This is a genomic window from Escherichia sp. KTE159 (genome assembly GCF_000408805.1).
Classification (GTDB): Bacteria; Pseudomonadota; Gammaproteobacteria; order Enterobacterales; family Enterobacteriaceae; genus Escherichia; species Escherichia marmotae.
The window spans coordinates 411,464-426,433 of the sequence record NZ_KE137292.1; the positions used below are offsets into that span (position 1 = coordinate 411,464).

Annotated in this window: 11 protein-coding genes; 7 read left to right on the forward strand and 4 right to left on the reverse strand. The window is 54.2% G+C overall.

Annotation, left to right across the window (positions count from 1 at the left end):
- Positions 1-203: 203 nt before the first annotated feature.
- The 4 genes from fes (at position 204) to wzz(fepE) (ending at position 6,855) form a co-directional block, all read left to right on the forward strand.
- Positions 204-1,406 (forward strand): enterochelin esterase, encoded by a 1,203-nt coding sequence (gene fes, locus A31E_RS19415; protein WP_001515944.1) that lies wholly within the window; start codon positions 204-206, stop codon positions 1,404-1,406.
- A 2-nt stretch (positions 1,407-1,408) separates the two neighbouring features.
- Positions 1,409-1,627 (forward strand): MbtH family protein, encoded by a 219-nt coding sequence (locus A31E_RS19410; protein ID WP_000885802.1) that lies wholly within the window; start codon positions 1,409-1,411, stop codon positions 1,625-1,627.
- The gene (entF, locus tag A31E_RS19405) at positions 1,624-5,505 is read left to right on the forward strand and encodes an enterobactin non-ribosomal peptide synthetase EntF (RefSeq protein ID WP_016248449.1); all 3,882 of its coding nucleotides are present in this window, start codon (positions 1,624-1,626) and stop codon (positions 5,503-5,505) included. The genes A31E_RS19410 and entF overlap by 4 nt, the downstream gene beginning before the upstream one ends.
- A 216-nt stretch (positions 5,506-5,721) precedes the next feature.
- A complete protein-coding gene (gene wzz(fepE) / locus A31E_RS19400; protein ID WP_016248450.1) occupies positions 5,722-6,855 on the forward strand; it encodes an LPS O-antigen length regulator Wzz(fepE) in 1,134 nt (377 codons plus the stop codon).
- Here wzz(fepE) and fepC read toward each other — a convergent pair.
- Genes fepC through fepD form a run of 3 tightly spaced genes read right to left on the reverse strand, consistent with a single transcriptional unit; the run spans position 6,852 to position 9,657 of the window.
- On the reverse strand, positions 6,852-7,667 hold the full coding sequence (gene fepC, locus A31E_RS19395) for an iron-enterobactin ABC transporter ATP-binding protein (RefSeq protein WP_000140656.1): 816 nt from the start codon (positions 7,665-7,667) through the stop codon (positions 6,852-6,854). The two genes, wzz(fepE) and fepC, sit on opposite strands and share 4 nt — an antisense overlap.
- A complete protein-coding gene (fepG, locus tag A31E_RS19390; RefSeq protein WP_016248451.1) occupies positions 7,664-8,656 on the reverse strand; it encodes an iron-enterobactin ABC transporter permease in 993 nt (330 codons plus the stop codon). The genes fepC and fepG overlap by 4 nt, the downstream gene beginning before the upstream one ends.
- A complete protein-coding gene (gene fepD, locus A31E_RS19385; protein ID WP_010380679.1) occupies positions 8,653-9,657 on the reverse strand; it encodes a Fe(3+)-siderophore ABC transporter permease in 1,005 nt (334 codons plus the stop codon). The genes fepG and fepD overlap by 4 nt, the downstream gene beginning before the upstream one ends.
- 110 nt (positions 9,658-9,767) lie before the next feature.
- Here fepD and entS point away from each other — a divergent pair, with 110 nt between their 5' ends.
- Complete coding sequence (entS, locus tag A31E_RS19380; protein ID WP_001041811.1) at positions 9,768-11,018, forward strand: enterobactin transporter EntS; 1,251 nt, start codon at positions 9,768-9,770, stop codon at positions 11,016-11,018.
- Positions 11,019-11,021: 3 nt separating this feature from the next.
- Here entS and fepB read toward each other — a convergent pair whose 3' ends face one another.
- Entirely contained in the window at positions 11,022-11,978 is a 957-nt protein-coding gene (fepB, locus tag A31E_RS19375; protein ID WP_016248452.1) for a Fe2+-enterobactin ABC transporter substrate-binding protein, read from the reverse strand.
- A gap of 188 nt (positions 11,979-12,166) precedes the next feature.
- Here fepB and entC point away from each other — a divergent pair, with 188 nt between their 5' ends.
- Both entC and entE read left to right on the forward strand, forming a co-directional pair.
- Positions 12,167-13,342: an isochorismate synthase EntC gene (entC, locus tag A31E_RS19370; protein ID WP_016248453.1), complete on the forward strand. Its 1,176-nt coding sequence runs from the start codon at positions 12,167-12,169 to the stop codon at positions 13,340-13,342.
- A 9-nt stretch (positions 13,343-13,351) separates the two neighbouring features.
- Positions 13,352-14,962: a (2,3-dihydroxybenzoyl)adenylate synthase EntE gene (gene entE, locus A31E_RS19365; RefSeq protein WP_016248454.1), complete on the forward strand. Its 1,611-nt coding sequence runs from the start codon at positions 13,352-13,354 to the stop codon at positions 14,960-14,962.
- The last annotated feature ends 8 nt before the right edge of the window (positions 14,963-14,970 follow it).

Below are 14,970 nucleotides of genomic sequence, written 5' to 3' on the forward strand. Positions count from 1 at the left end.
AAAGAGACGTAAGCTGGATTGATGTCGCCCGTCACTGCGAAAACCTTTGATTCCTGAAAGACACGCAGTGCAGTTGGTTAATTAATGCCCGCGCTTGACATAGCGCGCCAATACGCTATTGCAAATGCAAATAGTTATCAATAATATTATCAATATATTTCTGTAATCAATGAAAAAATTCACAATAAACATAAGGTTATGATGTGACGGCGTTAAAGGTGGGAAGTGATAGCTGGTGGCAGTCGAAACATGGCCCGCAATGGCAGCGTCTTAATGACGAAATGTATCAGGTCACTTTCTGGTGGCGTGACCCACAAGGTTCTGAAGAACGCTCAGCGATAAAGCGCGTATGGGTCTATATCACTGGTGTTACCGATCATCATCAGAACAGCCAGCCCCAGTCGATGCAACGCATAGCAGGCACCGATGTCTGGCAGTGGACGACACAACTTAATGCCAACTGGCGCGGCAGCTACTGTTTTATTCCCACCGAACGTGCTGACATTTTTTCTACACCATCACCAGATCGCCTCGAATTACGCGAGGGATGGCAAAAATTACTCCCTCAGGCGATAGCCGATCCGCTGAATCCGCAAAGCTGGAAAGGAGGGCGAGGGCACGCTGTTTCCGCACTCGAAATGCCGCAAGCGCCCCTGCAACCTGGTTGGGATTGCCGGCAAACGCCAGAAAATTCAGCCAGGGAAATTACCTGGAGAAGTGAACGGCTGGGAAATTCACGCCGTGTATGGATTTTTACCACCGGCGATGTACCAGCCGAAGAGCGTCCGTTAGCCATTCTGCTCGATGGTGAATTTTGGGCGCAAAGCATGCCCGTCTGGTCGCCGCTGACTTCGTTGACCCGCCGTCAGCAACTTCCACCTGCTGTGTATGTGTTGATCGATGCCATCGACACCGCGCATCGTGCACGCGAACTTCCGTGTAATGCTGATTTCTGGCTGGCAGTACAGCAAGAGTTATTACCCCTGGTGAAAGCCATTACCCCTTTCAGCGATCGTGCTGATCGTACCGTGGTTGCCGGGCAAAGTTTTGGCGGCCTTTCAGCACTGTATGCCGGACTGCACTGGCCTGAACGTTTTGGCTGTGTATTAAGCCAGTCGGGATCGTACTGGTGGCCGCATCGGAGTGGGCAGCCGGAGGGGCAACTGATCGAACAGCTTAAATCAGGCGATGTTAGTGCTGAAGGCTTGCGCATAGTGCTGGAGGCCGGGATTCGCGAACCGGTGATTATGCGAGCTAACCAGGCGCTGTATGCACAATTACAGACCACACAACAATCCATTTTCTGGCGTCAGGTTGACGGCGGACATGATGCGCTTTGTTGGCGCGGCGGTTTGATGCAGGGGCTAATCGACCTCTGGCAACCGCTTTTCCATGACAGGAGTTGAATATGGCATTCAGTAATCCCTTCGATGATCCACAGGGAGCGTTTTACGTTTTGCGCAATGCGCAGGGGCAATTCAGTCTGTGGCCGCAACCGTGCGCGTTACCGGCGGGTTGGGACGTTGTTTGTGAACCGCAGTCGCAGCAAGCTTGCCAGCAGTGGCTGGAAGCTAACTGGCATACTCTGACACCCGCGAATTTCACCCAGCCGCAGGAGGCGCAATGAGTCAGCATTTACCTTTGGTTGCAGCGCAATCTGGCATCTGGATGGCAGAAAAACTGTCTGATTTACCTTCCGCCTGGAGCGTGGCGCATTACGTTGAATTAACCGGAGATATTGATGCGCCATTACTGGCCCGCGCGGTGGTTGCCGGGGTAGCACAGGCTGATACGCTGCGGATGCGTTTTACGGAAGATAACGGCGAAGTCTGGCAATGGGTCGATGACGCGATGACGTTCGAACAGCCAGAAATTATCGACCTGCGTACCAACATTGATCCTCACGGCACTGCGCTGGCATTGATGCAGGCTGATTTACACCAAAACCTGCGCGTCGATAGCGGTAAACCGCTGGTGTTTCATCAGCTCATTCAGATTGCGGATAACCGCTGGTACTGGTATCAACGTTATCACCATTTGCTGGTTGATGGCTTCAGTTTCCCGGCGATTACCCGCCAAATTGCCAACATTTACTGCACATGGCTGCGGGGCGAACCAACGCCTGTTTCGCCGTTTACTCCTTTTGCTGAAGTGGTGGAAGAGTACCAGCAGTACCGCGAAAGCGACGCCTGGCAGCGTGATGCAGCATTCTGGGCAGAACAGCGCTGTCAGTTGCCGCCGCCAGCTTCACTCTCTTCCGCACCTTTGCCTGGGCGTAACGCTTCGGCGGATATTCTGCGCCTGAAACTGGAATTTACTGACGGTGAATTCCGCCAACTGGCTACGCAATTACCAGATGTACAACGTACCGATCTGGCTCTTGCACTGGCAGCCTTGTGGCTGGGGCGATTATGCAACCGCATGGACTATGCCGCCGGATTTATTTTTATGCGTCGCCTGGGATCGGCGGCGTTGACGGCAACCGGACCTGTGCTCAACGTTTTGCCATTGGGTATTCACATTGCAGCGCAAGAAACGCTGCCGCAACTGGCAATCCGGCTGGCAGGGCAGTTGAAAAAGATGCGCCGCCATCAACGTTATGATGCGGAACAAATTGTGCGTGACAGCGGACGTGCGGCGGGAGAGGAACCGCTTTTCGGCCCGGTACTCAATATCAAGGTATTTGATTATCAACTGGATATTCCTGGCGTGCAGTCGCAAACTCACACCCTGGCAACCGGTCCGGTTAATGACCTTGAACTGGCGCTGTTCCCGGATGAGCACGGTGATTTGAGTATTGAAATCCTCGCCAATAAACAACGTTACGATGAGTCAACGTTAATCCAGCACGCTGAACGCCTGAAAATGCTGATTGCGCAATTTGCCGCGGATCCGACGCTGTTGTGTGGCGATGTCGATATTATGCTGCCAGACGAATATGCTCAGTTGGCGCAGATCAATGCCACCCAGGTCGATATTCCTGAAACCACACTGAGCGCGCTGGTGGCAGAACAGGCAGCGAAAACGCCGGATGCTCCGGCTCTGGCAGATGCACATTACCAGTTCAGCTATCGGGAAATGCGCGAGCAGGTGGTAGCGCTGGCTAATCTGCTGCGTGAGCGCGGCGTTAAACCCGGCGACAGCGTAGCGGTGGCATTGCCGCGCTCGGTCTTTTTGACCCTGGCATTACATGCGATTGTTGAAGCAGGCGCGGCCTGGTTACCGCTGGATACGGGCTATCCGGACGATCGTCTGAAGATGATGCTGGAAGATGCACGCCCGTCGTTGTTAATCACCAGCGACGATCAACTGCCGCGCTTTAGCGATGTAGCAAATTTAACCCGCCTTTGCTATAACGCCCCACTTACCCCTCACGACAGTGCGCCACTGCAACTTTCGCAGCCGCACCACACCGCTTATATCATCTTTACTTCCGGTTCTACCGGCAGGCCGAAAGGGGTGATGGTCGGGCAGAAGGCTATCGTTAATCGCCTGTTATGGATGCAAAACCATTACCCGCTGACAGGTGAAGATGTCGTTGCTCAAAAAACGCCGTGCAGTTTTGATGTCTCAGTATGGGAATTTTTCTGGCCGTTTATCGCTGGGGCAAAACTGGTAATGGCAGAGCCGGAAGCGCACCGCGATCCGCTCGCTATGCAACGGTTTTTTGCCGAATACGGCGTGACGACCACACACTTTGTACCGTCGATGCTGGCGGCGTTTGTTGCTTCGCTGACAGCGGAAACCGCTCGCCAAAGTTGCGCGACGTTGAAACAGGTGTTCTGTAGTGGCGAAGCATTACCGACCGATTTATGCCGTGAGTGGCAGCAATTAACCGGCACGCCGTTACATAATCTCTATGGCCCTACAGAAGCGGCGGTGGATGTGAGCTGGTATCCGGCCTTTGGCGATGAACTGGCGGCGGTGAGTGGTAGCAGCGTACCGATTGGCTATCCGGTCTGGAACACGGGGCTGCGCATTCTTGATGCGATGATGCATCCAGTACCGCCGGGTGTTGCGGGAGATCTCTATCTCACCGGCATCCAACTGGCGCAGGGTTATCTTGGACGACCCGATCTCACAGCCAGCCGTTTTATTGCCGATCCGTTCGCTCCTGGTGAACGCATGTATCGTACTGGCGATGTGGCTCGCTGGCTGGAAAATGGCGCGGTGGAGTATCTCGGGCGCAGTGATGATCAGCTAAAAATCCGTGGTCAGCGTATTGAACTGGGTGAAATCGATCGCGTGATGCAGGCGCTGCCAGATGTCGAGCAGGCCGTTACCCACGCTTGTGTCATTAACCAGGCGGCAGCAACCGGCGGTGATGCGCGTCAGTTGGTGGGGTATCTGGTGTCGCAATCAGGTTTGCCGCTGGATACCACTGCACTGCAGGCGCAATTGCGCGAAACATTGCCGCCGCATATGGTGCCTGTAGTTCTGCTGCAACTTGCGCAGTTGCCGCTCAGCGCCAATGGCAAGCTGGATCGCAAAGCTCTGCCGTTGCCGGAACTAAAAGCCCATACGTCGGGACGTGCGCTGAAAACGGGCAGTGAATCGATTATTGCTGAAGCGTTTTCGTCATTACTGGGTTGTGACGTGCAGGATGCCGACGCTGATTTCTTCGCTCTTGGCGGTCATTCGCTACTGGCGATGAAACTGGCAGCGCAGTTAAGTCGACAGTTTGCTCGCCAGGTCACACCGGGGCAGGTGATGGTGGCATCAACCGTCGCTAAACTGGCAATGATTATTGATGGCGGAGCAGAAAACGCCCAGCGTCTGGGATTTGAAACCGTTCTTCCACTGCGTGAAAGCAATGGCCCGACGCTGTTCTGTTTCCATCCGGCGTCCGGTTTTGCCTGGCAGTTTAGCGTGCTCTCGCGTTATCTCGACCCACAATGGTCGATTATCGGTATTCAGTCACCGCGCCCCAATGGCTCCATGCAGACGGCGACAAACCTGGATGAAGTATGCGAAGCGCATCTGGCAACATTACTGGCACAACAACCTCGTGGCCCTTATTACTTGCTGGGTTATTCGCTGGGCGGTACGCTGGCGCAGGGTATCGCGGCGCGACTGCGTGCTCGTGGCGAACAGGTAGCATTTCTTGGTTTGCTGGATACCTGGCCACCAGAAACGCAAAACTGGCAGGAAAAAGAAGCCAACGGTCTGGATCCGGAAGTGCTGGCGGAGATTAACCGCGAGCGCGAGGCGTTCCTGGCGGCACAGCAGGGAAGTACTTCAACGGAGCTGTTTACCTCCATTGAAGGCAACTATGCTGATGCGGTGCGATTGTTGACCACTGCTCATAGTGTGCCATTTGATGGTAAAGCCACGCTGTTTGTTGCTGAGCGTACATTACCGGAAGGTGTCAGCCCGGAGCGCGCCTGGTCACCGTGGATTGCAGATCTGGATATTTATCGCCAGGATTGCGCGCACGTGGATATTATATCGCCAATGACGTTTGAAAAAATCGGGCCAATAATTCATACGATACTAAATAAATAACTTTATCTTAAATACAAACCCATAATTATGATAAATAATTATGGGTTTTATTATTTATCATATTAATACCCCCCTGAGTGGATTGACTGAAAATGCTCCAAATATTGCGTTCGTGCGTGTAATTTACAAACTTCAGCTTCGGATAATTCTCACCAACTGGTAAAGTGAGCGCTATGGAGATTTACTCATATTGGACTCATTTTCAGGTTATACCGCATGTCATCACTGAATATTAAGCAGGGAAGTGACTCTCATTTTCCCGATTATCACCTGGCGTCGCCCAGTAATAATGAAATTGATTTACTTAATCTAATCGACATTTTATGGCAGGCAAAAAAAACGGTCATGGCAGTCGTTTTTGCGTTTGCCTGCGCAGGTTTACTTATCTCTTTCATCCTGCCGCAAAAATGGACCAGTTCGGCTGTCATCACCCCCGCAGAGGCTGTTCAGTGGCAAGACCTGGAGAAAACTTTCACTAAACTCCGCGTGCTGGATCTCGATGTCAATATCGACCGCGGTAGTGTTTTTAATCTTTTTATCAAAAAGTTTCAGTCAGTTAGCTTGCTGGAAGAGTATCTGCGTTCATCACCTTATGTTATGGACCAACTAAAAGAGGCGAAAATCGACGAACTGGATTTGCATCGCGCTATTGTCGCATTGAGCGAAAAAATGAAAGCGATTGATGACAATGCCAGTAAGAAAAAAGATGAGCCGACACTTTATACTTCCTGGACGCTAAGTTTTACCGCGCCCACCAGTGAAGAAGCCCAGACCGTTCTGGCAGGGTATATCGATTATATCTCTACGTTGGTGGTGAAAGAGTCGCTAGAAAATGTGCGTAATAAACTGGAAATTAAAACCCAGTTCGAAAAAGAAAAACTGGCCCAGGATCGGATTAAAACCAGAAACCATCTTGATGCAAACATTCAGCGCCTCAATTATTCACTCGATATTGCTAATGCGGCAGGAATTAAAAAACCCGTTTACAGTAATGGTCAGGCAGTAAAAGACGACCCTGAGTTCTCTATTTCTCTCGGCGCAGACGGTATTGAGCGTAAACTGGAAATTGAAAAAGCGGTCACTGATGTTGCCGAACTGAACGGTGATTTACGTAATCGCCAGTATCTTGTTGAGCAATTAACAAAAGCAAATGTCAACGATGTCAATTTTACGCCGTTTAAATATCAGTTGCGTCCGAGTTTGCCGGTGAAAAAAGACGGTCCTGGCAAAGCGATTATTGTGATCCTTGCCGCGTTGGTCGGCGGTATGGTTGCGTGTGGCAGCGTGCTTTTGCGCTATGCAATGGCATCCAGAAAACAGGATGCCATGATGGAAGGCCACTTAGTTTAAATCTTCGCGGTTGAAGGTGCCGTTCGTCCGAGCGGCACCACCAATGGTGTTCCTGCCACGGGATCATCAATAATCATGCAGCGCAAACCATAGATACGCTCAATTAATTCGGCAGTGACAATCTCCTTAGGTGCACCCTGGGCGATAATTTTTCCTTCTCGCAGCGCAATCAAATGGCTGGCGTAACGACAGGCCTGGTTGAGATCGTGCAGCACCGCAGCCAGCGTATAGCCTTTCTCGCGGTTTAGTTCACTGAGCAACTCCAGCAAATCAATCTGATGACTGATATCCAGCCAGGTCGTTGGCTCATCGAGCAACATAATCGCCGTTTCCTGGGCCAGCACCATCGCGATCCACGCTCGCTGTCGTTGCCCGCCGGAGAGGGTATCCACGCTTTGATTCGCCAGATGAGTAATTCCCGTGGCCTGCATCGCTTTTGTAACCGCCTCTTCATCTTCTTTCCGCCAGCGGGTAAACAACGGCTGATGCGGATAGCGCCCACGCGCTACCAGCTCCTGAACGGTGATGTCGCCCGGCGTGGTAGCGTTTTGCGCCAGCAGACCAATCCGGCGTGCGACCTCTTTACTGGCGAAACGCTGAATCTGTTCGCCATCCAGCCAGACATGCCCGTGAGCGGGTGTCATCAGACGGCTTAACGTGCGCAGCAAAGTGGATTTACCGCAGCCGTTTGGCCCGATAATCGCCGTGAAATGACCGTCAGGGATCTCTACGGTCAGATTTTCCGCAACGGTATATTTGCCATATCCCAGGGTTAACTGCTCGCCGCGCAAACGGGCTACTGATTCGGTCATTTTTTGCGAGACTCCTGAATTAACAAGACGATAAGGTAAATACCGCCGAGGCTGACGGTGACGACGCCAACCGGAAGTTGATACGGCATAAACAGTTGCTGAGCGCAGAGGTCTGCTGCCAGCAGTAACAGCGCGCCACATAGCGCCGCCTGGGTCAGCCCCCAGCGAGCGGTGCCGCTAATGCGTCGGGCAATATGCGGCGCGACCAGCGCAATAAAGGAGATCGGCCCCGCCAGTGCAGTTGCAGCAGCGGTAAGCACCACCGCCACCAGCATCATTAACAGACGCGAGCGTTCGACGCTGACGCCCAGCGCGCAGGCGGTATCATCGCCCATCTCCAGCAAGCGCATCCGCCTTACCAGCAAGGCTGCGGCAATTAACATCAAAATAATGATTGGCGCGGAAGGCCAGGTTTTCGCCCATGTCAGGCCGTTGAGCGAGCCGGCATTCCACAAACCCGCCGTTAGCGCCGTCTCTAATGAGGCTTTAAGCAATAGCCAGGTATTAAAGGCCACCAGCATGGCGCGAACGCCGATACCGATAATAATCAGGCGAAAGGTGTCGATACCGTTACGCCAGGCGAGCAGCCAGACCAGTAGTGAAGTGACAATGCCCCCCGCCATTGCTGCCAGGGCGATAGCCGTCAGGTCCTGACCAAACAGTACCATCGCCACCAGCACGCCGCTCCACGCCCCGGTGTTAAAGCCCATCACGTCAGGGCTGCCGAGTGGGTTACGCATCAGCGACTGAAAAATAGCGCCGCTGACGCCCAGCGCCGCGCCAATTAACAGCGCCATCAGCACGCGCGGTAAGCGCCATTCGGTGACGACCATTGTCATACTGCGGGGAGCATCACCCATCAGCGCGGCGAATACCTGCGATGTTTCCAGTGTCACAGCACCACTGCGTAATCCCCAGATGCCCGCCACGATACAGGCGGTAATCAGCAACAAACAGGTTATGAGTAATCTGCGAGAGACGTAAATCATGCGCCACCTCGCGTTTTACGTCGGACGAGGAAGATTAATACCGGTGCGCCAATAAAGGCGCTGACCACGGAAACGCGCAGCTCGCCGGGCACAATCACACGCCCGATGATATCGGCAAACAGCAACAGGACAGGCGTGGCGAGTAGTGTAACGGGGAGTGACCAGCGATGATCTGCTCCTACCAACCAGCGCGCCATATGCGGCATCATCAGGCCAATAAAGGCAATCGGACCCACCACTGCCGTCGCACTACCGCAAAGCACAGTAATCGCCAGCAGACCAATCAACTGTGTGCGCGCTACGCGGCTACCCAGCGCCGTCGCGGTGTCGTTTCCCAGACTTAAACTATTCAACGCACGACTCAGTAAGAGTGCGGTTGCTCCGGCGATCAGCACCGGGAGCAGCACCACTTTTAAGGTATGGAGGTTGCGAATATCCAGTGAACCGGCTTGCCAGAAACGCAACTGATCGTAGACGTCAGGATTAAGCAGGGCGATGCCGCTGGTCAGCCCTTCCAGTACCGCCGCCAGCGCCACGCCCGCCAGGGTTAAACGCACCGGACTTAACTGCCCGCCGCCCTGGCTGCCGGTAAAGGCAACAATCAACGAGGCCACCAGCGCGCCAGCGAAAGCCATCGCCAGTTGTTCCTGGGCGGAAGAGTAACCAAACAGCGCTGCGCCGAGCACAATGGCAAAGCTGGCTCCGGCGTTCACGCCAAGCAAACCGGGATCGGCAAGCGGGTTTCGGGTGAGGGTTTGCATTAACGCCCCGGCAAGGCCAAGCGCTCCGCCCGCCAGCAATCCGGCAAGGGTGCGCGGCAGTCGGGCGTCGAGCACGATGGTGCAGTCGGCGCTCTGGCAGGTGCCGGAGAGTGCCTCCAGGACCACGGAGGCGGGGAGTGATTTTGCCCCAATGAGCAGGCTTAATGCCGTCGCGATAATCAGTAATAACAGCAATCCGGGCACGGCAATGGCGCGTGTCACGGCAACAGAACCAGACATACGAACTTCCATGATAATGAAATTAATTATCGTTATCGATCTTATTTGGATATGTTAGCATGTGCAGCCTAAGAATAGGTATTTAAAATATTTGATGGCAAGGCATTGTAATGAATAAACAATCCTGGCTGCTTAACCTCAGCCTGTTGAAAACGCACCCGGCGTTTCGCGCAGTATTCCTCGCTCGTTTTATCTCAATTGTTTCTCTGGGGTTGCTCGGCGTCGCGGTGCCGGTGCAGATCCAGATGATGACGAATTCCACCTGGCAGGTTGGGCTTTCAGTGATGCTGACCGGCGGCGCGATGTTTGTCGGTCTGATGGTCGGTGGTGTGCTGGCGGATCGTTATGAGCGCAAAAAAGTGATTTTGCTGGCGCGCGGCACCTGTGGCATTGGCTTTATTGGTCTGTGTCTGAACGCGCTGTTGCCGGAGTCATCACTATTGGCAATCTATTTACTCGGTTTATGGGATGGTTTTTTTGCCTCGCTGGGCGTTACGGCGCTGCTGGCGGCAACGCCTGCGCTAGTTGGGCGGGAAAACTTAATGCAGGCCGGGGCGATTACCATGTTGACCGTGCGCCTGGGATCGGTAATTTCGCCCATGATGGGTGGCTTACTGCTGGCGACTGGCGGCGTCGCCTGGAACTACGGGCTGGCGGCGGCAGGAACGTTCATCACTTTACTGCCTCTGTTAAGCCTTCCGGCACTGCCGCCGCCACCGCAGCCGCGTGAGCATCCGCTGAAATCGCTTCTGGCAGCCTTTCGTTTTCTGCTCGCCAGCCCGCTGGTGGGCGGCATTGCGCTGTTGGGTGGGTTGTTGACGATGGCGAGTGCGGTGCGGGTACTGTATCCGGCGCTGGCAATCAACTGGCAGATGTCGGCGGCGCAGATTGGCTTTCTCTATGCGGCAATTCCGCTCGGTGCGGCAATCGGGGCGTTGACTAGCGGGAAACTGGCGCATAGCGTGCGGCCAGGATTGTTAATGCTGCTTTCCACATTAGGTTCATTTCTCGCCATTGGTTTGTTTGGCCTGATGCCAATGTGGATTCCGGGCGTGGTTTGTCTGGCGCTGTTCGGCTGGCTGAGCGCGGTCAGTTCGTTGCTGCAATATACAATGCTGCAAACGCAAACTCCGGAAGCGATGTTAGGGCGGATTAACGGTTTGTGGACGGCGCAGAACGTGACGGGCGATGCGATTGGTGCGGCGTTGCTGGGCGGTCTGGGGGCGATGATGACACCGGTTACATCCGCCAGTGTCAGTGGCTTTGGCTTGTTGATTATCGGTGTATTGTTGTTGCTGGTGCTGGTGGAGTTGCGCCGTTTTCGCCAGACGCCACCACAAGCGGCAGCGTCCGACAGTTAATGCTTAGAACAGCGCCTTAAGTCGTTCCAGCACTTGCATGGCGCTGTAGTAATCCAGACGGAACGTCTCGGTTCCCAGTGCATAAACCTGCTTGTTCTGTACTGCAGGCAGGTGCGCGAGCAGCTGATTAGCATAAATTGCATCGGCATCTTTCTGATCGCCGGCGAACAGGAACAGCGACTCACCGTTTAACCCGGCAGCCAGATTTTCTCCACCAAGCTGAATGATGTCATGGCGTTTGCCCTGACTTTGACTGGCGTTTAAGCCCGCTGGCAGTTTCGCCAGCGTAAAGCCGAGTTGTTCCAGCATCTGCCCTTGTGCTGATTCCGGCGTCCAGAGATTGGCACTGTGTGCAGCGGCGGTATAGACAATGGCAGTGACCGGCTGCGGCGGTAATTTGATTTGCTCTTTCGCTGCCGTCAGTTGTTTATCAAACTGCGCAATTCTTTCTGCCGCCTGTTTCTCATGCCCGGTAATTTCGCCTAACTGCGTTAATAGCGACTGCCAGCTTTTGTCGTCGTAATTGATAATTAACGTCGGCGCGATGGTGGAAAGCTGATCGTACAGTGGCATTGCAGAATCGCCGCCGGTTGCGCTAATCAAAATCAGATCCGGCATTTGTGCGGCTACCGCTTCGGCGTTCGGTTCTCCGATATAGAGGCGCTGCAGTTTGCGTTCCTTCGCAACATCGCTCCACTGGCGCAAGAATCCCTGGTCGTCCGCGACGCGGTTATTCGGCGTAGTTGCACCACTGGCAATCACCGGAGCGTCTATCGCCAGCAGCGACCCCGTCAGCGTGACGCTGGTTGAGACGATGCGCTGTGGCTGGCTTTCCAGCGTATGGCTGCCGCGGCTGTCAGTCACCTGACGCGGCCAGTCGGCGGCCTGCACTGCGGATATTCCTGAAAGCAAAAGTCCTGCTAAGAAAAGGGTCTTACGGTAGAGCGGGGCGAGTCTCACGAATCAGCGTCCTGTTATTAGTGAAGTTAATGCTTCTCATTTTCATTGTAACGACAAGCAGATGCAAGCCCGAGTCGTAGATTGTGTTGCGGCAAGAGTTGACATAGTGGCTGTTTGCTTTTAGGTTAGCGACCGAAAATATAAATGATAATCATTATTAAAGCCTTTATCATTTTGTGGAGGATGATATGGATACGTCACTGGCTGAGGAAGTACAGCAGACCATGGCAACACTTGCGCCCAATCGCTTTTTCTTTATGTCGCCGTACCGCAGTTTTACGACGTCAGGATGTTTCGCCCGCTTTGATGAACCGGCTGTGAACGGGGATTCGCCAGACAGTCCCTTCCAGCAAAGACTCACCGCCCTGTTTGCTAATGCCAAATCGCAGGGCATTAAAAATCCAGTGATGGTCGGGGCAATCCCCTTCGATCCACGTCAACCTTCATCGCTGTATATTCCCGAATCCTGGCAGCCATTCTCCCGCCAGGAAAAACAAGCTTCTGCGCGCCGTTTTACCCGCAGCCAGTCGCTGAATGTGGTGGAACGTCAGGCAATTCCGGAACAAGCCACGTTTGAACAGATGGTTGCCCGCGCTGCCGCACTTACCGCCACACCGCAAGTCGACAAAGTGGTGTTGTCACGGTTGATTGATATCACCACCGATGCCGCCATCGACAGCGGCGTACTGCTGGAACGGTTGATCGCGCAAAACCCGGTTAGTTACAACTTCCATGTGCCGCTGGCCGATGGTGGCGTCCTGCTCGGAGCCAGCCCGGAACTGCTGTTGCGTAAAGATGGCGAGCGTTTTAGCTCGATTCCGTTAGCCGGTTCCGCGCGTCGTCAGCCGGATGAAGTGCTCGATCGCGAAGCGGGTAATCGTCTGCTGGCGTCGGAAAAAGATCGCCATGAACATGAACTGGTGACCCAGGCGATGAAAGAGGTACTGCGCGAGCGCAGCAGTGAGTTACACGTTCCCTCCTCTCCACAATTGATCACCACGCCGACGCTGTGGCATCTCGCAACGCCCTTTGAAGGTAAAGCGAATTCGCAAGAAAACGCACTGACGCTGGCCTGTCTGCTGCATCCGACCCCCGCGCTGAGCGGTTTCCCGCATCAGGCCGCGACCCAGGTTATTGCTGAACTGGAGCCGTTCGACCGCGAACTGTTTGGCGGCATTGTTGGCTGGTGCGACAGCGAAGGTAACGGCGAGTGGGTAGTGACCATCCGCTGCGCGAAGCTGCGGGAAAATCAGGTGCGTCTGTTTGCCGGTGCGGGGATTGTGCCTGCGTCGTCACCGCTGGGGGAGTGGCGCGAAACGGGCGTCAAACTTTCTACCATGTTGAATGTTTTTGGATTGCATTAAGGAGTGAGGATGAGCATTCCATTCACCCGCTGGCCGGAAGAATTTGCCCGTCGCTATCGGGAAAAAGGCTACTGGCAGGATTTGCCACTAACTGACATTCTGACGCGACATGCTGAGAGTGACAGCGTCGCGGTTATCGACGGCGAGCGGCAGTTGAGTTATCGCCAGTTGAATCAAGCGGCTGATAACCTCGCGTGTAGTTTGCGCCGTCAGGGCATTAAACCTGGTGAAACCGCGCTGGTACACTTAGGTAACGTCGCTGAACTTTACATTACCTTTTTCGCGTTGCTGAAACTGGGCGTTGCGCCGGTGCTGGCGCTGTTCAGCCATCAGCGTAGCGAACTGAACGCCTATGCCAGCCAGATTGAACCGGCATTACTGATTGCCGATCGCCAACATGCGCTGTTTAGCGGGGATGATTTCCTCAATACATTTGTTGCAGAGCATTCCTCCATTCGCGTGGTGCAACTGCTGAACGACAGCGGCGAGCACAATTTGCAGGATGCGATTAACCACCCGGCAGACGGTTTTACTGCCACGCCGTCGCCTGCCGATGAAGTGGCGTATTTCCAGCTTTCCGGCGGCACGACCGGCACGCCGAAGTTGATCCCGCGTACCCATAATGACTATTACTACAGTGTGCGCCGTAGCGTCGAGATTTGTCAGTTCACGCAACAGACACGCTACCTGTGCGCGATTCCGGCGGCTCACAATTACGCCATGAGTTCGCCTGGATCGCTGGGGGTTTTTCTCGCAGGCGGCACAGTGGTTCTGGCGGACGATCCCAGCGCCACGCTCTGTTTCCCATTGATTGCCAAACATCAGGTTAACGTTACCGCACTGGTGCCACCGGCAGTCAGCCTGTGGTTACAGGCATTGAGCGAGGGCGAAAGTCGGGCGCAACTCGCCTCGTTAAAACTGTTACAGGTCGGCGGCGCGCGTCTTTCTGCCACGTTGGCGGCGCGTATTCCCGCAGAGATTGGCTGCCAGTTGCAGCAGGTGTTTGGCATGGCGGAAGGGCTGGTGAACTACACCCGTCTTGATGATAGCGCGGAGAAAATTATCCATACCCAGGGCTACCCAATGTGTCCGGACGATGAAGTGTGGGTTGCCGATGCCGACGGAAATCCATTGCCACAAGGGGAAGTCGGGCGTCTGATGACGCGTGGGCCGTACACCTTCCGCGGTTATTACAAAAGCCCGCAGCACAATGCCAGTGCCTTTGACGCCAACGGTTTTTACTGTTCCGGTGATCTGATCTCCATAGATCCAGACGGTTACATCACTGTGCAGGGGCGCGAGAAAGATCAGATCAACCGTGGCGGTGAGAAGATCGCTGCCGAAGAGATTGAAAACCTGTTACTGCGCCATCCGGCGGTGATCTATGCCGCGCTGGTGAGCATGGAAGATGAGCTGATGGGCGAAAAAAGCTGCGCTTATCTGGTGGTAAAAGAGCCGCTGCGTGCGGTGCAGGTGCGTCGTTTCCTGCGTGAACAGGGTATTGCCGAATTTAAATTACCGGATCGCGTGGAGTGTGTGGATTCACTTCCGCTGACGGCGGTCGGGAAAGTCGATAAAAAACAATTACGTCAGTGGCTGGCGTCACGCGCATCAGCCTGAAGGAGAGA